Source organism: Kitasatospora albolonga, assembly GCF_039535905.1.
GTDB lineage: Bacteria > Actinomycetota > Actinomycetes > Streptomycetales > Streptomycetaceae > Kitasatospora > Kitasatospora albolonga.
In genome coordinates, this window is sequence record NZ_BAAAYB010000157.1 from 38,248 (window position 1) to 63,013 (window position 24,766).

Genomic DNA, 24,766 nt, shown 5'->3' on the forward strand with positions numbered 1-24,766 from the left:
GGACGGCAGCGCGTGCAACTGGCTCGCCTGCCCCGATCTGGCCCTGGTCCGCCTTCCGATTCGCGCAGTTCCTCGCGCCCCGATGGCCCCTTCGGGGCCACCGGGGTCAGCCGGTGGGGCAGCCCGGGCGGGGGTGGAGGGCGGCGAAGTCGGTGGTGCAGGCGGATTCGGGGGTGGTGAGGCGGGTGTCGTAGACGCGGGTGCCGAGGACCGGGCCGTCCTCCAGCGAGACGCGCTGCTCGTCCAGGCGGCGCAGCTGCACGTTGGGGCCGACGCCGAGCTGGAAGCCCCGGCCGTTGAGCTTGAAGCCGGTCACGCCGCCGGGCAGCTGGCCGCCCGCGCTGGTGCTGCCGGTGCAGGAGCGCGGTACCAGGACCGCGTAGTCGGTGTGCACGGCCCGCAGCGGGTCGTACGAACAGCCGGACAGCGGACGGGAGTTGAACCGCAGGTCGCCGTCGCTGTCGCGGAAGCCCATGGTCAGTGCCGGCGTCACCACGGCAACCCAGCCGCCGTCCGGGTCGTTCACCGGCTGGAGCGCGGCGGCGGCGCGGCGGACGGCGGTGGCCAGCTTCTCGGCCTCGGTGCGGCTGCCGGTCTCCTTGAGGTCACTGCCGGCCAGCCACTCGTCCAGGCCGGGGACGGCCCGGTGCCAGCGGACCTCGTGGTCGCTGGGCCGGACGGAGGTGACCATGCCGTCGTCCCAGACCACCACGGCGTTCTCGCCGACCATCGACAGGTGCAGGGCGGTCGCGCCCTCGCGGCGGTAGGACCAGAGGTGCTCGGCGGTCAGCCGGTCGTAGGCCTCCAGGCCGGGGCCGACCTTGAGCTCCAGGGCACCGGAGTCGCGGGGCTGGGCGCCCACGGGGCTGGCGTCCACGGCGCCCGGCTTGACCAGGACGTCGCCGAACGGGACGGGCTTGTTGGCGTGTGCCGCGGCGCCCGCGCCGAGCACCACGAGGACGGCGACGGCGGGCAGCACGGATCGTCGGACGGGGGCAGGCAGCTTCCAGGACACGGGCGGAGCGTACCCGGGCCGGACCGGGTCCGTCAGCCAGGCTCGGCCGTCCACCCGGAAGACTGACGGGTTCTCCGAGGTCCGCCCGGCACCCTCCGGACCTGGGACTCTCGGCGGGCGGGCGCCCTCACCCGGGGCTAGGGTGCGACTGCGGTCACCCGACGGACTGTTACAGAGGTGGTACTCGATGCAGTTTGACGACCAGGCGGATCTGGACACCTCTCAGGTCCAGGACCGGCGCGGGATGTCGGGCGGCGGGAAGATAGCGGTGGGCGGCGGGGCGGTCGGCCTGATCGGGCTGGTGCTGGCCCTGCTGCTGGGGATCGATCCGGGCAGCGTCGGGCTCACCGACGGCTCGACGGGCACCTCCGGCGGGGCCACCACGGCCAGCCAGGTGGACGACACCTGCAAGACCGGCGCGGACGCCAACCGGCGGCAGGACTGCCGGATCGTCGCCGTGGTGAACAGCGTGCAGGACTTCTGGCGCCAGGAGTTCACCCGGCGGGCCGGGGCCTACTCCCCCGCCCAGACCGTGCTCTTCACCAACCAGGTGAACACCGCCTGCGGGGCGGCGAGCTCCGCGGTCGGCCCGTTCTACTGCCCGGGCGACCGCAAGGCCTACTTCGACCTCGGCTTCTTCAACGAGCTGAGCACGCGCTTCGGCGCCAAGGGCGGCCCGTTCGCCGAGGCCTACGTGGTGGCGCACGAGTACGGGCACCACATCCAGAACCTGACCGGGCAGATGAAGAAGGTCGGCAACGACCGGCAGGGCGCGGACAGCGGCTCGGTGAAGCTGGAGCTGCAGGCGGACTGCTACGCCGGAGTGTGGGCGTACAACGCGACCCGCACGCCGCTGGCCACCACCGGGCGCCCCCTGATCACCTCGCTCACCGAGGCCGACATCGCGGCCGGGCTGGACGCGGCGGCCGCCGTCGGGGACGACCGGATCCAGCAGCAGGCCCGCGGCCGGGTCAATCCGGAGACCTGGACCCACGGCTCCTCGGCCCAGCGCCAGCAGTGGTTCACCACCGGGTTCCGGACCGGGGACATGGCCAAGTGCAACACCTTCGGCTGATCCGTCCGGACGGACCGCCCGCGACCTACCACTATCGAGTGACATGAGGCTTTTCTGACGGTCTGTGGGATTACCGTCGTGCGTGCGGGCCTGCCCGGGCCCGTCGGCACGTCCCCCGAGGAGAAGACCCATGCGAATCGGCCGCCTCACGCTGGCCGCCGCCGCGCTGCTGCTGGTGACCACCGCGAGCGTCCCCGCCGGCACCCCGCTGAGCCAGACCGAGCGGCACGCGTGGCTCTCCTCGGACGCCATCGAGCCGCGCGGCGCGGCGCCCCGTCCGAACGTCCAGCGGGCCAGGCACGAGCCGCCGTTCGGCGCCTTCGTCGGCTCCTGGGACAACTACATCCCCAACATCGCCCGGATGGCCACCTGGCTCAAGGGCGCCAACATGCAGGTCGGCCACACCTACCTGGCGGGGAACGGCTGGAACGACGTCGAGGGCGAGACGGTGGTGCTCGGCCTCTGGTCGCAGTGGAAACTGGCCGACCCGCAGCGCAAGTTGGTGCTCGGCGTGCCGATGCTGGTGCCGAACGAGAACAACACCCCCGACCCCGAGGTGGCCCGGCTGCTGGCCCGGGCCAACAAGGGCGAGTTCGACCAGCACTTCCTCAAGCTGGCCCGCAAGCTGGTCGCGCTCGGCGGCCACGACACCGTCATCACCCTGGGCTGGGAGATGAACGGCATCACCTACACCAGCCGCTGCAAGCCCGACCCGACCGCCTGGAAGGCGTACTGGCGGCGGATCGTGACGGTGATGCGCTCGGTGCCGGGGCAGCACTTCCAGTTCGACTTCAACCCGACCCGGGGGCTGGACGCGATCCCCTGGACCAGGTGCTACCCCGGCGACGACGTGGTCGACATCATCGGCATGGACAGCTACGACCAGCCGGCCGGCGCCACCTTCGACGAGTACGTCTCCGAGCCCTACGGCCTGCAGGACCAGGTGGAGTTCGCCGCCAAGCGCGGCAAGCCGGTCTCGTACCCGGAGTGGGGGCTGTTCCGCAACGGCGACAACCCCGAGTTCGTCCGGCGGATGGTGGACTGGATCCGCACCCACGACACCGCCTACCAGACCGTCACCGACTACTGCCCGCACGGCTTCTGGCAGTGCGACCGGAACCCGCGCTCCAGCCGCGTCTACCGCGACCTGATGACCGGCTCCAAGGGCGCCACCGCCCCGTCAGCCGCGCATCCGGGCCAGTAGCGCCCGCTTCAGCCCCGGCATCCGGGTCCGCAGCTGGTGCACCAGCGCCAGCCGGACCCGGACCCGGACGGCCCGGGCCGCGGCCCAGGGCGCCAACCTTCCCGGCCCCAGCACCAGCCGCTGGTTGGTGCGCTGGTCCGGGCGCCACCGCTGCTTGTACGGCTCCTGGCCGCGCAGCAGGCTGAGCACCGGGATGTCCGCCGCCCGCACCTCGTCCAGCGCGGCCCCGAACAGCAGCCCGGCGATGTCCACCCGCTCGCGCAGCACCGGGGTGGCCCCGTACATGTAGAGGCCGCCGAAGGACGGGCAGAGCAGCACCAGGTTGACCGCCACCAACTCCCCGTCCAGCACGAAGCGGTGGAGCGCGGCCCGGCCCGAGGCCACCAGCCCCCGGGTCGAGTCGGTGAGGTGGGCGGCGAAGCGCTCGGTGCGGTGCTCGGGGGTGATCCCGCGCTCCTGCCACTGCTCGAAGTGCAGCCGCAGCAGCTCCCGCACCACCTCCGGGACCTCCTCGGCGGCGGTGGTGAGCACCTGGACGCCGACCTCGGCGTTCTTGCGCAGCTTCACCCGGCTGCGCTGTGCGGTCTTGCCGGGGAGCCGCTTGAGCAGCTCGTCCATCGGCACCGCCGGCAGGTACTGGCAGAGCGAGTCCTCGAAGCGGTGCCCGCGGCCGCGCCAGTGCCGGTACACCTGCTGGACGGCGGCCTCCGGGTGCACCTCGCGCAGCTCCAGGGAGTGCCACGGGCGGTGCAGCGGGAGGGCGGCGGCCAGTTCGGCGGCGGCCCGGTCGGCGCAGGAGTCGTCCAGCAGGACGTCGGTGAAGTCCACCAGCCCCGCCCCGAGGTTGGTCAACCCCCCGAACGGGCCCCGGCGTTGCAGCGCCGCCGCCCCGACCAGCCGCTCGTCCCGGCGGACCAGGATCAGGACCAGGCCCCCCGGGGTGCCGTACTGGCGCCACCAGGAGGCCAGCCAGCAGGCGGCCTGGAACGGGGTCGCGGTGGCACAGCGGGCGGCCAACCCGTCCCACTCGTCGGCCAGTTGCTCGAGGGCGTCGTCCTCGCGGCGGATCTCGGCACTCCACCGGGGGGTGCCCGATCCGGTCTGGCTGGGGAGGCTGATGCCGGAGATCTCGGTGGTCATCGCCGGCTCCCCGCCTGCTGCGGCTCCTTGCCGGCGGCCTTCTTCTCGCCGTCCTCGGCCCGGCGCTTGGGCACGTCGAGGGAGTGGGCGACGGTGCGCTCGGAGTCCTCGGGGGTGACCGGTTCGGCCGGGGCCGGGGCCGGGGCCGGCTCCTCGGTGGCGGGGCGGGGGCGACGGGTCATCATCACCAGGGCGCCGAGCAGCAGGCCGCCGGCCGTGCCGACCCCGGTGTCCAGCGCGGCGGAGGGGGTGGCCGGGCGGTCCGGCTCGGCGGCGGTGGCCAGCGGCACCAGCCGGACGCCGGTCTCCTTGCTGCTGGTGTTGGCGAAGGCGATCAGCGACTTGGCGACCGCGTCGGCGGCCCGGGCGGCGTCGGCCGCGCGGCGGCCCGTGCCGGTGATCTCGATCACCGGGGCGTCGGGCGAGGTGGTGCCGCGGACCTGCTGCTCCAGCTCGGTGACGGAGCGGCCGGTCTCCGCGACCGCCCCCACCAGCACCTGCGGCTGGCCGGCCAGCCGGCCGTACGCCTGCGCGAAGTTGACGGCCGTGGCACTCTCCCCCGGCCCCTGCGGCACCACCACGACGTAGGAGTTGGCGGCGTAGCTCGGGTGCGAGACCACGGCGTAGCCGGCCCCCGCGACGGCGCCCAGCGGCACCGCGACGGCGATCGGCCACCAACGGCGGGCTCGGCTCAGAACGGACATGTGGTTACTCCTTCGAGGGTGGTCACCCCGGGGGCGCGAGGCTGTGACATGTGCGGCTCCGCCGCGTGGGCGCGCGGCGTCAGGGCAGCGCGTGCATCTGGCTCACCGAGCCCGGCTGAACGCTGGTCCGCCTTCCGAATCGCGCAGTTCCTCGCGCCCCTGGGCGCGCGTCACTTGGTCGTAGACCGTCCCCAGCCGCTCCGCGATCGAGGCGATGTCGTAGTGGCGGACCGCGTCCGGGATCGGGAGGGGGGCGCTGCGGCGGGACCAGAGCTCGCACAGGGCCGTGGTGTACGCGGCGGCGGTCTGCGGGAGGCGGGCCGCCTCGGGGGCGGCGGTCGGCGGGAGGTCGTCGAGGGCGGGGCAGGCGCTGTGGCGGACGGGGAGCCCGGCGGCCAGGCCCTCGAGGACGGTGAGGCCGAAGGTCTCCTCGGCCGAGGGGGCGGCCAACGCGTCGACGGTCGTGAGGAGTTCGGGCACGTCGCCGCGTTCGCCGGTGAGCACGATCCGGTGCCGGACGCCGAGATCGGCGGCCTGCCGCAGCAGGGCGTCCCGCTCGGGGCCGGCGCCGACCAGGAGCAGCCAGGGCTCCCGCAGCGCGGGGTACTCGGAGGCCAGCCGGGTGAGCTCGGCGAGCACGGTGACCAGCAGGTCGAACCGCTTGCCGGGCACCAGCCGCCCGACCGCGCCGATCACCCAGGCGGTCTGCGGCAGGCCGAGCTCGGCCCGGAGGTTCTGCCGCAGGGCGAGGCGGGAGGCGGTGGGCAGGGCGTAGCGGGCGGCGTCGATGCCGTTGGGCAGCAGCGCCACCCGGTGCTCGGGGACCCCCCAGTCGGCGAGGGTGGCGGCGACCTGCCGGGAGACCGCGACGGTGGTGGTGCCGAGCCGCTCGGCGGCCAGGTAGAGGGACTTGACGCCCCGGGTGACGGGGCGGCCCTCGATCACGGTGGCGTGCAGCGAGTGCTCGGTGGCCAGCACGGGGCGGACCCCGGCCAGCCTGGCGGCGAGGCGGCCGTAGAGCATGGCCCGGTACAGGTGGGTGTGCACCAGGTCGTACCGGCCGTGCCGGATCAGGCCGGTGAGACGGGGCAGCACGCCGAGGTCGCGGTTGCCGCGCATCCGCAGGTCGTGCACGGTGACGCCGTCGGCGCGCAGGGCCTCGGCCACGCTGCCGGGGTTGGTCAGGGTGGCCACCTCGCACTCGTACCGCGGCGGGAGGTGGCGGACCATCAGTTCGAGCTGGCGCTCGGCCCCGCCGGAGGCCAGGCCGGTGATCACGTGCAGGACCCTCACCGGACCGACCTCCGGGGGCTGCGGCGCAGGCCGGTGACCACGTCGCGGAACCGGTGGCGGCCGCGCTTGGCCCGCAGCCGCCATGCGCCGTCCCGGTCGCCGACGTAGCTCCGGGGCAGGGCGAAGCGGCCGGTGAGCCCGCCGTGCGCGATGGCGCAGGCGTAGTCGTAGCCGGCGTCCCGGACCGCCAGGGTGGCCGCCAGGTCCACCGCGCCGTACGGGTAGCAGAAGCCGGTGACGGGGCCGCCGATCAGCTCCTCGACGGCCCGCCGGCTCTCCCTGGTCTGGACGGCCAGCGCCTCGGCGGAGAGGCCGGGCAGGGCGCGGTGGCCGAGGCCGTGGGAGCCGATCTCCCATCCGGCCCGGGCGAGATCGGTCACCTGGTCGACGGTGAGCAGCTGCTTGCGCGGGCCCTCGATGTCCCAGCCGTTCTCGGTGCCGAGCAGGTCGGGCACCACGTAGGCGGTGGCGGTGAAGCCGTACTGGTGCAGCACCGGGACGGCGTGCCGGGCGAAGTCGGCGTAGCCGTCGTCGAAGGTCAGGCCGACCAGCCGGTCGGCCCGGCCCGCCGCGCGGGCCCTGAGCAGTTCGCGGACGCTGACGCCGCGTCGGTTGGTGCGGTGCAGCCACTCCATCTGGGCGGCGAACCGGCTGGGGCTGACGGTGAGGAGGTACGGGTCCTCCTCCTCGTCGGCCACCGAGTGGTACATCAGGATCCACGGTGCGGTCCGGCCCAGGCCGGCCGGGGGTTTCGGCCTGCCGGAGCGGGCCTGCGCCGGCAGGCGCAGGTGCTGGGCTGAGTCAACGTCCATGGGGCTTCCCTTCTGCGGGCGAAGGTTGGAGGGCCTTGGTGGCGGCCAGGAGGGGGGCGCGCACCTCGGGGGCGCCGAGGGCGGCGGCGAGGGCGGCGAAGACGGTGAGGACGGTCAGACCGCCCAGCAGGGTGGCCAGCAGCGGGTCCCGGACCAGACCGTCGATCAGCCAGCCGAGGACGGCGGCGCCCAAGGCGGCCGCCAGCAACCGGGCCTGACCGCTGATCACCTTCGGCACCCGCAGCGCGATCCCGCGCAGTAGCAGGCCGCGCATCAGCAGCGCCGCGGTGGTGGTGATCCCGGCCGCGTTCCCGGCCGCCAGGCCGAGGCCTCCGTACCGGGGGGTGGCGGCCAGGCCGACCGCCACCGTGACCACCAGGCCGAGCGCCATCGCACCGACCGGGTACCAGTCCAGCCGGGTGACCCGGAAGCTGGCCGGGTCCTCGTCGGCCCGGCGGACCACCGGGCGGACCGAGAAGTACGGACGGACCATCACCCCGATCAGGGCCTGGGCCGGCAGGCCGAAGCTGTAGACCCGGATCACCGCGGCGGTGGCGGCGGTGTCGTGGGCGGTGAAGGCTCCGCGCTCGAACAGCAGCGCCACCACCGACGGGGCGCAGGCCATCATGAACGCGGTGCCCATCAGGACCAGCGCCGTGGCCTGGCCGATGTCCTTCTCCACCCGGTCCCGGGCCGCCCCCAGGTCACCGGCGGCCAGCGCGCGGGCCACCACCGGGAAGGTCACGGTGCAGATCAGGATGGCCGCCGTCATGGCGAGTTGGGAGATCTTGGCGGCGTAGTTCAGGTGCGAGATGGTGCCCGGGGGCAGGCCCGAACCGAGGTGCCGCTCGATGAACACCTGGGACTGCCGGGTGAGGGTGAAGCCCGCCACCGGCAGCATCGCCAGCGGGATCAGCACCAGCCCGGCCGTCCCCCGGCGGGACTTGCGGCGCTTGGCCCCGCGGAGCTTCTTCAGGAACGGGCCGACCAGCACCGCCGCCATCAGCACGCTGCCGGTCGCCACGCCGATCGCGGCGGACTTGACGCCCCAGACGGTGTGGCCGGTGAGCAGGATGCCGAGGATGGCGAGGTTGTAGGCGACGTAGATGCCGGCCGGGGCGGTGAAGCTGTGGTGCGCCCGGAGGGCGGAGCCAAGGTAGCCGGCCACACCGAACGGGAGGATGGTCAGGGCGGTGATCCGGGTGCAGCTGACGGCGAGCGCCGGGTCGGCCAGGCCGGGGGCCAGGAAGCCGACCAGGTGCGGGGCGCCTACGGCGACGGCGGCCGAGAGGCTGCAGAGCGAGAGCAGCAGCCAGGGCAGCGTGGCGCGGACCAACTGGCGGACCGGGTCCGGGCCGTGGGGACGCTCCTCGCGCAGCACCAGGGCCAGGCTGAACGCCGGGACCATCAGGAAGGCCATCGCGTCCTCGATCAGCAGCGGCGCGGCGGTCTCGGGGACGGTCCAGGCGACCAGGAAGGCGTCGGTGCCCTGGTTGGCGCCGAAGTAGCGGGCCAGCAGGAGGTCGCGGAGCAGGCCGAAGGCGGAGCCGGCGGCGGTGAGCAGTGCGGTGACCCCGAAGGCCCGGGCGAGGAAGTCGCGGCGGGGCGGCGTGCTCTCCGTCCGCGGCGCGGGGACCTCGGCGACGGCCAGTTGCTGATCGGTGCTCACCGCTGCGCCGCCTCCCCGGGGAACGCCGCCCGGATCGCCAGGCCGAGGATCACCGAGGTCAGCACGGTGGTGGTTCCCCCGATGTCCGCGTACAGGAAGTCGACGACCACCCACGCCAGCAGTCCGAGCGCCGCCAGCCGCACGCCGCGGGGAACGGCCGACGCGGCGCCGCTCCCGCCGGAGGCGTCCGGGCCGGCGTTGCGGAGGCAGTTGAGGAGGAGGGTCAGGAAGAGGGCCAGGTAGGCGAGGGCGCCGATCAGGCCCTGTTCGCTGAGGACGAGGAAGTACATGTTGTGGGGGGAGAGGAGGGGCTCGCGGGTGAAGCCCATCTGGGAGTCGGCGGCGTCGCTGCCGGAGGAGAGGCGGATCGGGGCGTGGCTGTCGCGGAGTTGCTGGAAGGCCTTGGGGCCGGCTCCGGTGGTGGGGTGGTCCTGCCAGATGCGGACGGCGGTGCCCCAGAGGTCGTAGCGGTCGGTCACGGACTGGTCGGGGGCGGAGGAGACCGAGCCGATGCTGGTGAGCCGGTCGGTGACGCCCGCGCCGCCGAGGCCGAGGCCGCCGATCGCGACGACGCCGAGCGCGAGGGCGATGACCGCGCCGCGCAGGGCGAGCCGGGCGTCGGCCCGCAGCAGCAGGACGGCGACGGCGACGGCGGTGGCGATCCAGCTGCCGCGGCTGAAGGAGACCGCGAGCGGGAAGAGCAGGAACGCGGCGGAGGCGTACAGCGAGAGCCGCAGGCCGCGCCGCCCGCCGGGCCCCCGCTCGCCGAGGGCGAGCGCGAGCGCGGCGATCAGGCCGAAGCTGACCACGGTCGACATCGCCATGACGTCGAGCGCACCGAAGGTGCCGATGGCCCGGATCGGCTGCCCGGTGTAGGAGGCGCCGGTGCCGGTGAGGAACTGCTTGGCGCCGACCACGCCCTGCACCAGGGCGGCCAGCACCAGGGAGCCGAGCACCAGTTGCTGGTCGGTCCGGTCCCGCAGGGAGCAGAGCACGGCGGCCGGCACCAGGACGAAGACCTGGACCAGGCGGACGAAGCCGGTGACGCTGGTGGAGGGGTCGATGGAGTGCACGGTGGCGACCCCGGCGGCCACCACCACCGCGCCGAAGAGCACGCAGACGGTGCGGTTCAGCGCCGGGAGCCGGCCCCGCAGGAGGGCGAGGCCGGTCACCGCGACCAGGGCCAGCGAGGCGAGGTCGGCGGCGGTGACGTGGACGGCGGCGGTGACGTCCTTCTCGCCGGTGGGCACGCAGACCAGCAGCACGGTGGCCGCGGCCAGCAGGCTGGGCCGCTGGAGCCGGTGGGTGCGGGCCGTCAACCGGGCGGGTAACACCCGGTGGTGAGGAAGGGTCAGGGCCACCTGGTCGTCAGCTCCCGTCCGGATGCAGCATGAGGGCGGCGGTACGGAAGAGCAGCTTGACGTCGAGCCAGAGGCTCCAGCTCTCGATGTACCGGTTGTCGAAGCGGGCCCGGTCCTCGATGGAGGTGTCGCCGCGCAGGCCGTTGACCTGGGCGAGGCCGGTGAGGCCGACCGGGACGCGGTGGCGGTCGGCGTACTCGGGGTAGGCCTGGCCGAACCGCATGACGAAGTACGGGCGTTCGGGGCGCGGGCCGACCAGGCTCATGTCGCCGCGCAGCACGTTCCACAGCTGCGGCAGCTCGTCCAGCGAGCTCTTGCGCAGGAAGTGGCCGACCGGGCTCATCCGGTGGTCCTGGGAGATGTTCCAGTGGGTGGCCGACTCGTGCTCGTTGGCCGGGCGCAGGGTGCGGAACTTGAGGACGGTGAAGACCCGGCCGTCCAGACCGGTGCGCTGCTGGCGGAAGAGCACGCCGGGGCCGGTGTCCAACCGGACGGCGAGGGCGACCGCGCCGAGCAGCGGGGAGACCAGCAGCAGGCCGAACCCGGCCGCGGCGACGTCGAGCATGCGCTTGGCGAGCCAGCCGGGGCGCTGCATGGCCGGGCGGCCGACCTGGAGGCAGGGGAAGCCCCAGAGGTGGTCCTGGTCCTTGCTGCGGACCGCGCCGTACTCCCGGAGGGAGGGCACCAGCCAGACCTCGCAGCCGAGTTGGGCGGCCTTGCGCAGGCTGGCGGCGGTCTCGGGGTCGTCGGTGGTGCTGTCGGTGGCGATCACGTGCCGGATGCGGTGACGGCGGATCACCCGGCCGATCTCCTCCCGGCTGCCGAGCACCGGCAGCTTGGCGTCCTCGGCCAGCAGCACCGGCTCGGAGTCCAGGAAGCCGAGCGGGCTGAGGCCGTAGGAAGGGTGCTCGGCGAGGGCGGCGGCGACCTTCTGGCCGTGCTGGCCGGCGCCGAGCACCAGGGTGGGGCTGGGCCGGCGGCGGCGGCCGCGGCGCAGCAGCCGGTAGACCAGGGCCCGGCCGGTGGCGGCGACGGGCAGGAAGACGGCCAGCAGGGCGAGCAGCCGCAGCGGGGAGGCGGGGCTGTCGGGCCAACCCTCCAGGCAGGCGGCCAGGGTGACGGCGAAGGCGGTGGCGACGGTGGCCCGGGCGGCGAGCGCGGGGAACTCGTCCAGCGCGGAGAGGGTGAGCCGGTTGCGGTAGAGGCCGCCGGCCAGGTTGAGCGCCAGCAGGAAGGGCAGCACGGCGGCGGCCGCGTGCAGCGGGTCGGTGAGGGCGATGGCGGCGGCCAGGGCCAGGCAGTCCACGGTGACCAGGGCGGCCGGGCGGACGATCCGGAACGGGGCCCGGCGGCGGTACCGCCGACTGATCGGCGGGGCGGGCCGGGAGGTGGCCGGTCGTCGTGGCGGTCGCCGCTCCAGGAGCTCGGTGGCGACCCGGCGGGAGGGGGGCGGCACCGGGCGGCCCGGCCGAGGCACACTCTCGTGGTCAATGGTCATCAGCGCACGAACTCCCCTGCTGTGTACCCGTCTTGACGGGACACCCGGACCCGAGTCGGACCGACGAGGTAATCCCGGCCGACGGATGCGGTCCAGGTAGCGCCTGCTGCCACGGGCGGCTATTCGGGTATTTCCGAGTACGGCGCTCAGAAATGACAGCGAAGCAGGCAAAATCAGACAATACCGAACGCTGGCTTGGTTCCAGGAAGCTGACTTGCCATTTCATTCCACCCGCCCATTAATAAGACTTTCGGATTTTGAATCCTCGGCCGCCTGGTCGAGATGCGAACACGGCAGCACCCTCGCGGCGAGCATTCACGGTCTGAGAAACGATCAGAACCGCCCGGGGACACGGGTGTCGGACTCCTCGGCGAGCCTCGGCGCGGGGACCTCCTCCCGGAGGAGGGTTCGATAGAGGTCCCCCACCTGCCGGACGACCCCTCGGACATCGTGATGATCGGACATTCGTTCCCGGGCGATCAGACCGAGGCGTTCGCATTCGATCGGATCGCTCAGCGCACGCACGACCAGTCGGGCGAGCGCGGCCGGGTCCTCCGGCTCCACCAGCCCGTGCGCGAGGAGTTCCGGCGGCAGGCTCTCGCGGGCCCCGGGCACGTCCGTCAGCAGCACCGGGCGGGCGGTGGCCATCGCCTCCAGCGGGGCCAACGCCATCCCCTCCCAGCGCGAGGGCAGCACCACCAGATCGGCGGCGGCCAGCCAGGGCCGCGGGTCGGCGACGTCCCCGGCCAGCCGGACGGAGGAGGGCTCGGGCAGCTCGCGGACGGCTGCGGCCAGCGCGTTGGCCTCCGGGCCGCCACCGACCAGGGCCAGCCTGGCCTGCGGCAGCGCGGAGACGACGGCGGGCCAGGCGGCCAGCAGCACGTCCTGGCCCTTCTGGCGGCAGAGCCGCCCGACGCAGACCGCCAGCGGCGCGGCCGGGTCGAGGCCCAGCGACATCCGGGCGGCCCGGCGCGCGGCGGAGTCCGCGGGGGCGTGGTGGCGCAGGTCCACGCCGTTCGGCACCACCTGCCAACGGGCCGTCAGACCGGCGGCCTCGCCGTCGGCCCGCTCCTGCCCGCTGACGCAGAGCACCGCGTGCGACCACCGGCGGGCGGCCAGCCGCTCCCAGCGCAGGGTGGCCGCGGCCACCGCGCCCGTGACGGCGGCGAAGGACCAGGCATGCGGCTGGAAGACGGTGGGCACCGAGCCGCGCACCGCCAGCCGTCCGGCCAGACCGGCCTTGGAGCTGTGCAGGTGCAGCACGTCGGGGTTGGTGCCGCGGACGATCCGGCGCAGCCGCCAGGCCTCCCCCGCGGTGCCCGGCCCGGGCGAGCGCCCGGCCTCCCAGTCCAGCACCAGCGCCCCGGCGGCCGCCGCCTCGGCGGCCAGCCTGCCCTCGGGCGGGCAGGCCACCAACACCCGGCAGCCGGCCTCGCGTTGACCTCGGACCAGGTCGACCACGACGCGGGCGACGCCGCCGTCGACGGGCTGGGAGACGTGAAGGATAGTCATCGGCACGGCGGCGAGCCTAGGTTCGCCGCCGCACCGGTCCGGGGCACCATCACCCGTACCGGTGACAACGACCACCCGTACGGGGAACGGCGGGCCGCCGTCTGCGGGCGAAGGTGGTCACCCCGGGGCGCGGGCGTCAGTGGTCACCCTGGGGGCGCGGGGCCCTGCTGATCGGCGGCTCCGCCGCGGGGCGCGCCGGGGAACGGCAGCACGGGCAACTGGCTGACGTGCCCCGACCTCGCCCCGGGCCGCCTTCCGGACTCGCGCAGTTCCTCGCGCCCCTGAGGTCGCTGCGCTGCCCTCAGGCGGTCTCGGTGGCGAGCTTGACGAGGATCTGGTCGTGGATCCGGTTGAGGCCCTTGGGTGCGAAGGTGCGCTCGAAGAAGCCGCCGATGCCGGTGGCGCCGGTCCAGGTGGCCCGGACGGTGACCTTGCTGCCGGTGCCCTCGGGGGCGACCGTCCAGGTGATCACCATCGAGGAGTTGGCGTCGGTCTCCACCAGGGTGCGCCCGCCCGGCTCGGTGACGGTGAACAGGCAGTCCCGGACGCGCTTCTCGGTGGCCTGGAGCTTCCAGTGCACCTGCGTCCCGGCCCCGCGCCCGCCCGCCCGCACCTCGTACTCGCTGTACTGCTCCGGCAGCAGCTTCGGCCGGATCACCGCGTAGTCGGCGAGCGCCTCGAACACCCGCTCCGGAGCCGCCCCGGGGAGGACCCGCTCGGTGGTGGCCTGCACCTGTCCCATCTCTGTACTCTCCTCTTCCGTTCCCTCGCACAGCAGCGGTACCGCCGCCGGCCCAAGCCAATCACAGCGGGCACCGGGTTAGGCTGGCCGGTGTGCTGACCGAGGTGACCGCTCTCCGCTACCTGGACCCGCTGCGCGCCGGGGGCTCCGTGCCCGGCATCGTCGAGACCGACGACCTGGGCACCTACGTGGTCAAGTTCGCGGGTGCGGCCCAGGGACACAAGGCGCTGGTGGCCGAGGTGATCGTGGGTGAACTGGCCCGCCGACTCGGCCTGCGGGTGCCCGAACTGGTGCTGGTGGACTTCGACCCGGCCGTCGCCGCGCACGAGCCGGACCAGGAGATCCAGGACATCCTGCGGGCCAGCGCCGGGCACAACCTCGGCATGGACTACCTGCCCGGCGCCCGGGACTTCACGGACGGCCTGCTGGAGGTCGACCCGGTGGAGGCGGGCCGGATCGTCTGGCTGGACGCGCTCACCGCCAACGTGGACCGCAGCTACCGCAACCCCAACCTGATGGTGTGGCACGGGAAGCTCTGGCTGATCGACAACGGCGCGGGCCTGGTCTTCCACCACCGCTGGTCCGGCGCGGCGGCCTCGCTGCTCAAGCGCTACGACCTCAGCGAGCACGCGCTCGGCCGGTACGCCCCGGACGTCAAGGCGGCCGACGCCGCGCTGGCCCCGCTGGTCACCCCGGAGCTGCTGCGCGAGGTGGTCGCCCTGGTACCCGAGGAGTGGCTGGCGGACGAGCCGGGCTTCGACTCCACCGAGCTGCTGCGCGAGGCGTACGTCTCCCAACTGGCGGCCCGGGCCGCCGAGTCGGCGGCCTGGCTGCCGGAGGACTTCCCCACCCCCGAGCAACTGGCGCACACCGCCGCTTCCAGGGCCGCGGCCACCCGGGCGGGCCGCCCGGCCTGGCTGCAGGACGTCCCGGACCTGAGCGGCAAGCCGCAGACCCGCTGACGGATCGTCATACTCCTCAACACCCGTTCTGCGTAGGCTTTTTCAAACACTTCATCAATCCTCGAATACGTGTGCACACCGGCCGTGCCGCCGCCATACTCGTGGCCATGCCACCGACCTCGAACGGGGTTTCCGGGCCGGCCGCTCCCCCACCGCCGCCCGCCGGCCCCGCCTCCGGCGCACCCGCACCTCCCGCCACCCCCGCACGCCGGTCCAAGCTCCGCGAATCGGCCGGCGCCGTCCTCGCCGCACTCGTCCTCGCCAGCGCCGCCCTCGGCGTCTGGCGGGCCGTCGCGCTGGGTGCCGACGGCCTGGCCGCCGGCACCTTCATCCTGGCCGCCGCCACCCTGCTCTCCAGCAGCGTGATCGCCTTCAACCGCTGGACGCTGCGCCCCGGCTACGCGGTCGCCGCGCTGCTCATGGCCACCACCCTGACCGTCTCGATCGGGATCGCGGGGCAGCACTACTTCGCCAACCAACCGGTCGACGTGACCAGTCAGATCGACTGGCCAGCCGACCGGAACGAGCCCACCGTCACGGCCACCGCCCGGCTGGCCGTACCGAAGAACCTCAACAGCCTGGACATCAGCGTCGCACTGGTCGACCGGTATCCCGGACTCGGCGACTGCGGTGCCTCCACCTTCGACGTGCTGCGGCTCGGCGACGTGGTGCCGGCGAAGGACCGGAACAGACCCGGTGAACCCACCAAGGCGAGGAGCGGCGACACCGTCACCGTCCGGATCCCGCCCAAGGTGAAACAGGTGGACCTGCTCCTGACGGTGCATCCGGACCGCAACTGCGAGCTGACGGCGTACATCCAGCTGGCCAAGTTCCACAACTCCGGGAAGTGACGGCCGACTTGTTGCGGAGAATTCTGAGCACCGGAAACGGGCTGGTCCTGGTCCTGCTGCTCTGCGCCTGCGGGCCCGGGACGGGGCGGGTGGACCCCAGTCCCTCCCCCCCTGCATCGAACACGGCCTCGCCCAGCCCCAGCCGGTCGACGCCGAACCCCCAACTCATCGTCGGGTTCAAGAACAACCAGCCCAACCTGAGCCAGCTGCCGGCGGATGCGAGCGAGCCGGTGGGCTTCGAACCGTCCATGGCCAAGGCGGTGCTGAGCGACCTGCTGGGCCGCCAGGTGACGTTCTCCCCGATCAACGTGAACAGCTGGGAAGCCCAGTTGGACAAGGGGAAGATCCAGGTCGCCGTCTCGACGATCTCCTACACCCTGGAGCGGAACGCGACGCACATCTTCGCCGGCCCCTACCTGCAGACCAGCCTCGGGATCATGGTCGGCAAGGACAGCCCGCTGACCAGGGCGGACCTCGACGGACTGAAGAACCTGAACGTCTGCTACGTGGAGAAGACCACGGCCGCCGACGCGGTGAAGAAGCTCCTCGGCCCGGAGGGCCGGGGGGACAAGCCCTTCAACGCGATCCCCCGGCAGAACTCCGACGACTGCCTGACCGCCATCCGCGACCACTCGGACCAGGTCTTCCTGTCGGACGCGGTCATCCTCCTGGGCCGCAGCATCGCCACTCCGGGAAGGGACCTGTACCGGTACATCGACTACGACCCGGGGTCCTCGCCCCAGCTCTACGGCATCGCCCTGCGCCCCGAGGACAGCGCCCTGTGCCTGCAGATCGACCACGCACTCGACCAGTACCTGGGCGACGAGCGGTGGTTCCGCTCGTTCAGCACCTGGTTCGGGTCGGCCGCCGGCGACCGGGCACTGACCGAACACGCGTACAAGCCCAAGCAGACCATCACGGAGTGGTGCAGTCCGAAGAGCAGTCAGCAGCAGCGCCCCGGCAGCTGAGAGCGGCAGAACCCGGGGCCGCTCCGCCGTCGCGGTGCGGCCCCGGGTCACCGAGGCCCGGGTGCGTCAGCCTCCGTTGATGAACCGCTGGGCCTCGGACCAGACCGCACGGGCGACCTGGTGTCCTACTGCGGTGCCTGCCTCGTGGTCGAACTCCCAGTGCACGCCCGCGTAGAGGCGGGAGGTGCCCACCTCGGTGGCGGCGGCGCTGAGGGTCGGCCAGGACAGCCGCACGTCGGTGGCGGGGTGCCCCGGTTCGAACTTCGAGCTTCCGGCCTTGATCACCGCGGAGCCGCCGAAGCGGTCGCTCCCGGTGGCGAGCCTGAGCAGTTCGGCACCGGTGGCGGTGAAGCCGGTGTGCCCGGAGACGTAGGCCGCGAAGGCCGGGGTCGGCAGGTAGGGGCGCCACTGCGAGCCGTCGAAGGTCTGCGTGCCCTGGCCCGGGCCGCCCCAGCCGCGCACCTGCTGCCCGGACTTCTCGTACCGGATCAGGGTGATCGGGCGGGCGTAGTCGAAGGTCCGCTTGGAGTCCCAGATCACCACGCCGGCGTCCGCCTCGGCGAGGCCGAGCGCGAAGTGCGTCTTGACGTCCTCGTCCAGCGAGTGCCGGTCGCGGTGCGAGAGGTAGCGGGCCCAGTCGAGGGTGATGCCGCCCGAGGTCTCCGCCGGGAACATCCAGTACTCGGCGATGGCCTTCTGACGGTCGGTCAGGGCGGCGTTGCGCTCCAGCTGCTTCGCGATGGCCGCGTCCGACTCCGGGGTGCCGGGGGCGGGCGGCGGGGCGGGCAGGAAGGAGGCCGGGTCCTTCAGCACGAACGGCCGGACGTCCGGGAACTGCGGGGTGATGAACTGCTGGACGACGCCGTTCTGCACCAGCGGTGCCCAGCGCTCCGGGTGGACCAGGGCCGCCCGGTCGAAGTGGTTCTCGTCCTGCGGCGGGTTGGCCGGGACGTAGGTGCCGGGCGCGGCCGAGTACGGCGGGGTGCCGAGCTGGTTGGAGCCGTCGGCGTGCCGGTCGCGCAGCACCGCGCCGCAGGAGGCGCCGGCCACCGCGGCCGGGGTGCCGGCCCTGCGGGCCTCCTCCACGGTGGCTTCGGGCCGGGCGGCGGCCGGGTCGTACCCGAGCTCGCGCAGCTTCTTGTCGAAGGTGGCGCGCTGGGCGGGGAAGAGGTCGTTGAGCGCTTGGTGGGCCGCGTAGTTGACGGCGGCCCGCTCGTTGGCGGAGGTCCGCTGCCACCAGGGGCGGCGCAGCCGGTCGCCCAGCTGGGTGGCCCGGGCGCGGCCGTCGTAGGCGGCCCAGGCGTCGAAGACGCAGGCGTTCAGGACGCCCATGGCCCGGGGGCCGACGGGGGGCGGGGTGTTCTTGCCGGAGGTCGCGGTGGCGGTCCTCAGGGCGTCGAGCAGTTGGGTGTTCCACTGGAGGACGGCGTTGTCCCCCGGCCGGGGGGCGGCCAGGTCGCTCCTGGCCTCCGCGGGGGCCCCGGTCACCACGGTGAGGAGGGCCGCGCCGAGCGCTGCCGCCGTCACCACGGCCGGTAACCGGCGGCCCGGGGCGGTGGTTCGGAAGGTGCTGGTGGGGTTCACGTTCCTTCTCCAAGTTGCCTTGCATGGTCTCCCCCGTGACCGGTCGTCGGTCACGGGGGCGGCCGTCACGAGCCGGGGCTCACTCCGGCCAGTCGGACTGCAGGATCACCTCGACGAAGTTCGGCCGGACGAAGTCCGCGTCGAAGTGGGCCAGCACGTCGGCCTTGATGTTGCCGAAGGTGGTGGCGGGGCGGGGGGCGATGCCTTCGTTGAAGGCGGCCAGGATCTGCTGCTTGAAGCCCGGCCGGGGGTGCGCGGCGGTGACGGCCGCGCGGACCTCGTCGGAGACGTCGTGGTAGCCGATGCCGAGCACGTCGAGCTCGACGCCGGCGGTGACCAGGGCCACCTCGGGGGCCATGTAGGTGGGGATCTCGGGGGTGGTGTGCAGCGCGATGCCCTCCCAGACCAGGCGGGCGGACTCCTCCGGCACGCCGTGCCCGAGCAGGAACTTGCGGGCCTCGTCGGCCCCGTCGATCTCGAAGCGGCGGCCCGAGCCGCGGAACTGCTCGGAGAGCCCGAGGTCGTGGAAGAGCGCGCCGACGTAGAGGAGTTCGCGGTCGACGGTGAGGCCGCGGCGCTCGCCCTGGAGGGCGCCCCAGAGGAAGACCCGGCGGGAGTGGTGGAACACCAGGTCGGTGGTGGCCTCGCGGATCAGCTCGGTCGCCTCGTTGGCGATCTTGCTGTCCGGGATCTCGATGCCGGCGATCTGAACGGCCATCAGGTGGCTCCTCACAAGTGGTCGGGGGCGGGTGGAGCACGGCGGGGTGGTGCGCGGCGGTACGGGGCTGAGCGGTACGGGGCTGAGCGGTACGGGGCTCAGCGGGCGGTGGTGCCTACCACCAGTAGCTCGGGTACCTGGCGGTCCTGCCGCTGCGCCCGGCGACGATGCCGACCACCACCAGCACCACGGTGGCGAGCGCGAGCAGGGCGAGGAACTTCACCGTGTGGGGCTGGGTCAGCACCACGATCACGGCGGTCGCGGCGGCGGGCGAGTGCGGCGTGCGGGCCAGCATCATCGCGCCGAGCGCCAGACCGCCGGCCACCCCGGCGGCCCACATCGAGTGGCCCGCCACGGCCAGCACCACGAAGCCGACCAGCGCGGAGATCAGCTGGCCGCCGATCACGCTGCGCGGCTGGGAGAGCGGCAGTGCGGGCGCGCCGAAGACCAGCGCGGCACTGGCCGCCAGCGGCGGGATCAGCACGATCTGGTGCAGGGCCACGCCGATCGCGACCAGGGCGACCAGGGCCGCCACCGAGCCGAGGGTGCCGACGCCGATGGCGGAGAGGCCGGGCCGGGCCGGGGCCTTGGAGGCGAACGGGCTCGCCTTGGGGGCGGGCTGGGCGGCGGACGGTGCCGCCGGCGGGGCGGAGAGGTTGGTCATGAGGACTCCCTCGGATTCGTCGCGAGACGCTGCTAATGCCTTTTCGGCATGGTACACATTAGCTGGAGGGTGGCCTTCGCGCCTCCTCCGGGACCGGGACCGGACGCGGCGGGCGGAGAGGCATGATGGGCTCATGAGCAGCACGACTCGGCAGCGCGGCACCCGGACGGCGACGGACCTACTGCCCCTCACCGGCGAACCGCTCGCACTCGACCTTGTCAACACGACCTACGTGCACGGCGGCACCCGGGGCACCCTGATGGACGCCCTGACCGAGCCCACCGAGCTGGACGACTGGCTGCGCTCCTGCCTGCCCCGGCTCGGCGCGCGGCTGCGGCCCGGCCTGGCCGCCCTGCTGGACGACCTGCCGGCCGGCCCCGGTCACCTGGAGAGCTACCTGGAGCTGCGCGCCGCACTGCGCGAGCTCTCGGGCACCCTGGTGGCCGGCGCCGCCGCGCCGCACCCGGCCCTGGCCGTGGTGAACCGGACCGCCCGACTGGCCGCCGGATGGCTGGAGTTCGCACCCGACGGCGGCACCGCGACGGCCCACTGGACCGAGCCCGACCTGCGGCTGGTGGCCCTGGGCGAGATCGCCGCCTCCGGCGTCGAGCTGCTCACCGGCCCGGCCGCGGAGCAGGTCCGGGCCTGCCCGGCACCGGGCTGCATCCTCTACTTCGTCCGGAGCCACGCGCGGCGGGAGTGGTGCACCACCACCTGCGGGAACCGGGTACGGGTCGCCCGGCACAGCAAGCGGCTGCGCGAACCCGCCGGGCCTACGGTCTGACGGCTCTGCGGCCCATGGCGCTCTCCTCGGCTCCGTGTACGTTCGTTCCTTCACCAACGACACTAGGGAGCGCCCCGTCGTCGCGGCCAGGACAACACCCGGTCTCCGTCAGCTGTGGCCACGGACGGGCGATTACCGGGAGGTAGGCCTTCCGACGGAGCGTCAGTTCCGCTAGGCGTGCCGGGCCTCAGTAGCGCCCGACGGTGGCCGCGATGACCTCCTCCGGGGCCCGGTCGGCGAACAGCCCGGCCTCGGCCTGACGGACCGCCAGCACCGCGGCGTGCAGCTGGGCGCCGAGCGCCTCGCGGAGCACCACCGAGGCCTCGAAGGCGTCCGCCGTCTCGTCCAGGCTCGCGGGCAGCCGCTCCACCGTGCCGAGTTCGGCCGGATCGCCGCTCACCTCGCCGGGCAGCGGCTTGCCCGCGTCGAGCCCGTCCAGCCCGGCCGCGATCACCCCACCGACCAGCAGGTAGGGGTTGGCGGTGGCGTCGAAGCACTTGACCTCGGCGTTGGCCTGCCCGGCGGTGGAGCCGGTGATCAGCCGCAGCGCCGCCTCCCGGTTCTCCAGCCCCCAGCAGCGGTACGGGCCGGACCAGCGGGAGGGGCGCAGGCGCAGGTAGCTGGCGGCGCTCGGGGCACCCAGCGCCAGCAGGGCCGGGAGGTGGTCGAGCACCCCGGCCAGGAAGTGCTCGGCGGCGGGGTGCAGGCCGTACGGGCCGGAGCCGCCGTTGCCCAGGTTGCGGCCGTCCCGCCAGAGGCTGAGGTGGAGGTGGCCGCCGTTGCCCACGCCCTCCGGGGTGAGCGCGGGGGCGAACCCGGCCCGCAGGCCGTGCCGGACCGAGACGGCCCGGATGGTGTGGCGCACCAGGACGGTGGTGTCGGCGGTGCCGAGCGGCCCGTCCGGGGCCACCGAGACCTCGAACTGGCCCGGCGCGTACTCGGGGTGGAGCTGGAGCACCGTCAGCTGCTGTTCGCCCAGCGCCCGGAGCACGTCCCGCAGGTAGTCGGAGAAGTCCGCGAAGCGGTGCAGCCCGTACGCGGGGGCGGTGGTGGCCGGGGCGCCGGCGGCGTCGGTGACCACCCACTCGACCTCGATGCCGGTGCTCAGGGTCAGCCCGCGCCGGGCGGCGTCCTCCACCATCCGGGCCGCGAAGCGGCGCTGGCAGCCCGGGTGCGGGGTGCCGTCCTGGGCGTAGCGGTCGGCCGGGGCCCAGGCCCAGCCGGGCTGGGCGGCCAGCGGCACCAGCCGGTCCAGGTCGGGGATCAGCCGCAGGTCGCCGTCGGGGCCCCGGGTGAAGGGGCTGGAGGTGACCGAGTCGTCCATCAGGAAGACGTCGAAGCAGGGCGCCGCCCCCACCCCCCACTCGGCGGCGTGCTCCAACTGCCCGACCGGGAAGGTCTTCACCCGGCCGATCCCGGAGTTGTCCACCCAGCTGACGGCGACTCCGTCCACGCCCTGGGCGGTCAGCCGGGAGGCGACGAGGCGGGCCCGGGCGGCGCGCTCGGCGCGCGACGGTGCGCTGTTCATGCCGCTCATGCTGCCCGCGCGCGGGGCGGGCACCGGGCCCGCGTCACTCGCCCGGCGGTGCGGTGCCACTCCATCGGGTAGGGGCTGTCTCCTTGGTGGGGTCGGATAGCGGGCGTCGTTGGGGTGCGTGCATCGGCGCCGCCGAGGAGGGAGCCCATGCGGAGCATCGGCGACCGACGAGAAGGCGTCGAGGTGCGTGCCCCGGCGGCGGCCGCCCGGCCCCACCAAGGAGACAGCCCCTGGGCCACCCGGTCACAGCTGCCGGTGTCCTGTCAAGAAGTGCGGCGACAGACATGACGCAGGTCACACCGCGGCTCGAAATATCCGGGGACATCCTCCCCGTTTGACGCTATGTTCTGAACATCCGGGGAATCCGTCCCCGGTAACGGGGGTCGGAGAGGAGTTGGACCGATGACAGCCACCGCCACCGAGGCGAGCGCACCACGACTGCGGGCCGACGCCTCCCGCAACCGGGAGCGGATCGTCAACGCGGCCCGCGAGGCCCTCGTCGAGCTGGGGCCGGACGTCCCGCTGGACGAGATCGCCCGCCGGGCCGGGGTGGGGAACGCGACCGTCTACCGGAACTTCGCCGACCGGCGCGAGCTGGTCCACCACGTCGCCTGCTCGGTGATGCGCCGCGTCTCCGAGCACGCCCGGGCCGCCATGGCCGAGGAGGCCGACGCCTTCCAGGCCGTGGTGCGCTTCACCATGGCCGCCGCCGAGGAGCAGATCAGCGCGCTCTGCCCGCTGGTCAGTGAGCACGCCGATCCGGACCATCCCGAACTGGCCCAGGCCGGTGCGGAGTTGATGGCCCTGGTGACCGAGGTGATCACCAGGGCCCAGCAGGCCGGGGTCTTCCGCACCGATGTCGGTGTCGGCGACTACCTTGTCGCGGTGACCCAACTGACCAGGCCGCTGCCGGGCACCGGCTGCCTCACGGCGGAGGGCTGGTCCCGCCGCCACCTGCTGCTCCTGCTGGACGGCATGCGGGCCCCGGCCCGCTCCGAACTGCCCGGCCGTCCCGCGGCCATGGAGGACCTCAAGCGCCACAAGCACTGACGTTCCGTCGGAAACCCGCGCCCGGCAGAGCCCGAGCGCGTCCCGTGACTTCTTCCCGAGCACACCGCTCGTCTTTCGCACGCTCTCGCACCTAAGTGGGTATCCCCTTGTCCGGATCCAACACGGCGCCCGACCCGCGCCGTTGGCAAGCCCTGGTCTTCATCGGCCTGGCCCAGCTGATGGTGGTGCTCGACGCCACCGTCGTGAACATCGCCCTGCCCTCCGCGCAGACCGCCCTGCACATCTCCGACGGCAACCGCCAGTGGGTCATCACGGCCTACGCGCTGGCCTTCGGCTCGCTGCTGCTCTTCGGCGGCCGGATCGCCGACCTCTGGGGCCGGCGCCGCACCTTCATCGTCGGCCTGGTCGGCTTCGCGCTGGCCTCGGCGCTCGGCGGCGCCGCGGTCAACACCGCGATGCTGCTCGGCGCCCGCGCCCTCCAGGGCGTCTTCGGCGCCCTGCTCGCGCCGGCCGCGCTCTCCCTGCTCGCGGTGATGTTCACCTCCGGCCAGGAGCGCGCCAAGGCCTTCGGCATCTACGGCGCCATCGCCGGCGGTGGCGGTGCCATCGGCCTGATCCTCGGCGGCCTGCTCACCGAGTACATGAACTGGCGCTGGACCTTCTACGTCAACATCCCGTTCGCCCTGGTCGCCATAGCCGGCGCCGTGCTGGTGATCAGCGAGCCCACCGAGGGCCGCAACCGCAACAAGCTCGACGTGCCCGGCGTGCTGCTGGTCACCACCGGCCTGGTCGCCCTGGTCTACGGCTTCACCAAGGCCGAGTCGGACGGCTGGGGCTCCGGCGTGACGATCGGTCTGTTCGTCGCCGCCGCCGTGCTGCTGGCCGCCTTCGTCCTGGTCGAGAGCAAGGTCAAGGCCCCGCTGCTGCCGCTGCGCGTGGTCACCGAGCGGAACCGGGCCGGCGTCTACGCCTCGCTCGGCGTCGCGATCATCGGGATGTTCGGCCTGTTCCTCTTCCTGACCTACTACCTGCAGGTCGTGCTGAAGTACACCCCGATCGTCACCGGCCTGGCCTTCCTGCCGATGGTGGCGGGCATGATCACCGGCTCCACCCAGATCGGCGCCCGCCTGATGACCAAGGTGGCGCCCCGGATGCTGATGGTCCCGGGCTTCCTGCTCGCCTCGCTCGGGCTGCTGATCCTGACCCAGATCGACGTCGACACCAAGTACGTCTCGCTGATCCTGCCCGGCCTGGTGCTGATGGGCCTCGGCATGGGCACCTCGTTCATGCCGGCCATGAGCCTGTCCACCCACGGCGTCGAGCCGCGGGACGCGGGCGTGGCCTCGGCCATGGTCAACACCTCGCAGCAGGTCGGCGGCGCCATCGGCACCGCGCTGCTCAACACCATCGCGGCCAGCGCCACCACGGCCTGGCTCAAGGACAACGCCGCCCAGGCCGCGGGCAACCCGCAGCTGTTCGGCCTGAACGGCATGGTGCACGGCTTCCAGACCGCCATCTGGTGGTCCTTCGGGATCATGGTGCTGGCCGCCGCGATCGCCGGTCTGCTGATCAACACCGGCAAGCCGGAGGCCCCGGCCGCCGGTGCCGCGCAGGAGGACGCCGTCCCGGTGATGGCGCACTGACCTGACGTGGCATCAGGGC

At 73.5% G+C, this 24,766-nt stretch carries 22 protein-coding genes; 8 read left to right on the plus strand and 14 right to left on the minus strand.

What is annotated here, in order from left to right:
- Window positions 1-106: 106 nt before the first annotated feature.
- Window positions 107-1,015, minus strand: a complete 909-nt coding sequence (locus ABD946_RS40760) for a PQQ-binding-like beta-propeller repeat protein (protein ID WP_345290767.1) — start codon at window positions 1,013-1,015, stop codon at window positions 107-109.
- Window positions 1,016-1,202: 187 nt separating this feature from the next.
- Between ABD946_RS40760 and ypfJ the strand changes: the two genes are divergently transcribed.
- Both ypfJ and ABD946_RS40770 read left to right on the plus strand, forming a co-directional pair.
- Complete coding sequence (gene ypfJ / locus ABD946_RS40765; protein WP_345290768.1) at window positions 1,203-2,090, plus strand: KPN_02809 family neutral zinc metallopeptidase; 888 nt, start codon at window positions 1,203-1,205, stop codon at window positions 2,088-2,090.
- 130 nt (window positions 2,091-2,220) lie between these two features.
- Window positions 2,221-3,294 (plus strand): glycoside hydrolase family 26 protein, encoded by a 1,074-nt coding sequence (locus tag ABD946_RS40770; protein ID WP_345290769.1) that lies wholly within the window; start codon window positions 2,221-2,223, stop codon window positions 3,292-3,294.
- Here the strand turns inward: ABD946_RS40770 and ABD946_RS40775 are convergent.
- The 9 genes from ABD946_RS40775 to ABD946_RS40815 all read right to left on the minus strand — a co-directional run bounded on the left by ABD946_RS40775 (window position 3,271) and on the right by ABD946_RS40815 (window position 14,025).
- Window positions 3,271-4,434 carry a GNAT family N-acetyltransferase gene (locus ABD946_RS40775; protein ID WP_345290770.1) on the minus strand — a complete coding sequence of 388 codons (1,164 nt, stop codon included), beginning with the start codon at window positions 4,432-4,434 and terminating at the stop codon, window positions 3,271-3,273. The genes ABD946_RS40770 and ABD946_RS40775 overlap by 24 nt on opposite strands.
- Window positions 4,431-5,138: a YveK family protein gene (locus ABD946_RS40780; RefSeq protein ID WP_345290771.1), complete on the minus strand. Its 708-nt coding sequence runs from the start codon at window positions 5,136-5,138 to the stop codon at window positions 4,431-4,433. The genes ABD946_RS40775 and ABD946_RS40780 overlap by 4 nt, the downstream gene beginning before the upstream one ends.
- Window positions 5,139-5,240: 102 nt before the next feature.
- Window positions 5,241-6,431, minus strand: coding sequence for a glycosyltransferase (locus ABD946_RS40785; RefSeq protein ID WP_345290772.1), 1,191 nt, complete (start codon window positions 6,429-6,431; stop codon window positions 5,241-5,243).
- Window positions 6,428-7,243: a polysaccharide deacetylase family protein gene (locus ABD946_RS40790; RefSeq protein WP_345290773.1), complete on the minus strand. Its 816-nt coding sequence runs from the start codon at window positions 7,241-7,243 to the stop codon at window positions 6,428-6,430. The genes ABD946_RS40785 and ABD946_RS40790 overlap by 4 nt, the downstream gene beginning before the upstream one ends.
- Window positions 7,233-8,912 carry a lipid II flippase MurJ gene (locus ABD946_RS40795; RefSeq protein ID WP_345290774.1) on the minus strand — a complete coding sequence of 560 codons (1,680 nt, stop codon included), beginning with the start codon at window positions 8,910-8,912 and terminating at the stop codon, window positions 7,233-7,235. Before ABD946_RS40795 ends, ABD946_RS40790 begins: the two co-directional genes overlap by 11 nt.
- Complete coding sequence (locus tag ABD946_RS40800) at window positions 8,909-10,246, minus strand: O-antigen ligase family protein (protein ID WP_345290775.1); 1,338 nt, start codon at window positions 10,244-10,246, stop codon at window positions 8,909-8,911. The genes ABD946_RS40795 and ABD946_RS40800 overlap by 4 nt, the downstream gene beginning before the upstream one ends.
- A gap of 34 nt (window positions 10,247-10,280) precedes the next feature.
- Window positions 10,281-11,771 carry a sugar transferase gene (locus ABD946_RS40805; protein WP_345290776.1) on the minus strand — a complete coding sequence of 497 codons (1,491 nt, stop codon included), beginning with the start codon at window positions 11,769-11,771 and terminating at the stop codon, window positions 10,281-10,283.
- Between the two features lie 333 nt (window positions 11,772-12,104).
- Window positions 12,105-13,283: a glycosyltransferase gene (locus ABD946_RS40810; RefSeq protein ID WP_345290777.1), complete on the minus strand. Its 1,179-nt coding sequence runs from the start codon at window positions 13,281-13,283 to the stop codon at window positions 12,105-12,107.
- Window positions 13,284-13,584: 301 nt separating this feature from the next.
- Window positions 13,585-14,025 carry an SRPBCC family protein gene (locus ABD946_RS40815; RefSeq protein WP_345290778.1) on the minus strand — a complete coding sequence of 147 codons (441 nt, stop codon included), beginning with the start codon at window positions 14,023-14,025 and terminating at the stop codon, window positions 13,585-13,587.
- Between the two features lie 92 nt (window positions 14,026-14,117).
- Between ABD946_RS40815 and ABD946_RS40820 the strand changes: the two genes are divergently transcribed.
- The 3 genes from ABD946_RS40820 (at window position 14,118) to ABD946_RS40830 (ending at window position 16,806) form a co-directional block, all read left to right on the plus strand.
- Complete coding sequence (locus ABD946_RS40820; RefSeq protein WP_345290779.1) at window positions 14,118-14,987, plus strand: HipA family kinase; 870 nt, start codon at window positions 14,118-14,120, stop codon at window positions 14,985-14,987.
- Between the two features lie 107 nt (window positions 14,988-15,094).
- Window positions 15,095-15,838: a hypothetical protein gene (locus ABD946_RS40825; RefSeq protein ID WP_345290780.1), complete on the plus strand. Its 744-nt coding sequence runs from the start codon at window positions 15,095-15,097 to the stop codon at window positions 15,836-15,838.
- Window positions 15,839-15,849: 11 nt separating this feature from the next.
- Window positions 15,850-16,806: a transporter substrate-binding domain-containing protein gene (locus ABD946_RS40830; protein WP_345290781.1), complete on the plus strand. Its 957-nt coding sequence runs from the start codon at window positions 15,850-15,852 to the stop codon at window positions 16,804-16,806.
- Between the two features lie 66 nt (window positions 16,807-16,872).
- Here ABD946_RS40830 and ABD946_RS40835 read toward each other — a convergent pair whose 3' ends face one another.
- From ABD946_RS40835 to ABD946_RS40845, 3 genes are all read right to left on the minus strand, one after another.
- The gene (locus ABD946_RS40835; protein ID WP_345290782.1) at window positions 16,873-18,390 is read right to left on the minus strand and encodes a vanadium-dependent haloperoxidase; all 1,518 of its coding nucleotides are present in this window, start codon (window positions 18,388-18,390) and stop codon (window positions 16,873-16,875) included.
- A gap of 79 nt (window positions 18,391-18,469) precedes the next feature.
- On the minus strand, window positions 18,470-19,108 hold the full coding sequence (locus ABD946_RS40840) for an HD domain-containing protein (protein ID WP_345290783.1): 639 nt from the start codon (window positions 19,106-19,108) through the stop codon (window positions 18,470-18,472).
- Window positions 19,109-19,223: 115 nt separating this feature from the next.
- A complete protein-coding gene (locus tag ABD946_RS40845) occupies window positions 19,224-19,772 on the minus strand; it encodes an HPP family protein (RefSeq protein ID WP_345290784.1) in 549 nt (182 codons plus the stop codon).
- A 133-nt stretch (window positions 19,773-19,905) separates the two neighbouring features.
- Here ABD946_RS40845 and ABD946_RS40850 point away from each other — a divergent pair, with 133 nt between their 5' ends.
- Entirely contained in the window at window positions 19,906-20,556 is a 651-nt protein-coding gene (locus ABD946_RS40850) for a CGNR zinc finger domain-containing protein (RefSeq protein ID WP_345290785.1), read from the plus strand.
- Between the two features lie 187 nt (window positions 20,557-20,743).
- Here ABD946_RS40850 and ABD946_RS40855 read toward each other — a convergent pair whose 3' ends face one another.
- Window positions 20,744-22,084 carry a type I glutamate--ammonia ligase gene (locus ABD946_RS40855; RefSeq protein ID WP_345290786.1) on the minus strand — a complete coding sequence of 447 codons (1,341 nt, stop codon included), beginning with the start codon at window positions 22,082-22,084 and terminating at the stop codon, window positions 20,744-20,746.
- A gap of 411 nt (window positions 22,085-22,495) precedes the next feature.
- On the opposite strand from ABD946_RS40855, the gene ABD946_RS40860 reads away from it, so the two are divergent.
- Window positions 22,496-23,143, plus strand: coding sequence for a TetR/AcrR family transcriptional regulator (locus ABD946_RS40860; protein WP_345290787.1), 648 nt, complete (start codon window positions 22,496-22,498; stop codon window positions 23,141-23,143).
- Window positions 23,144-23,244: 101 nt separating this feature from the next.
- Window positions 23,245-24,747 carry an MFS transporter gene (locus ABD946_RS40865; RefSeq protein WP_380149106.1) on the plus strand — a complete coding sequence of 501 codons (1,503 nt, stop codon included), beginning with the start codon at window positions 23,245-23,247 and terminating at the stop codon, window positions 24,745-24,747.
- Window positions 24,748-24,766: the final 19 nt, after the last annotated feature.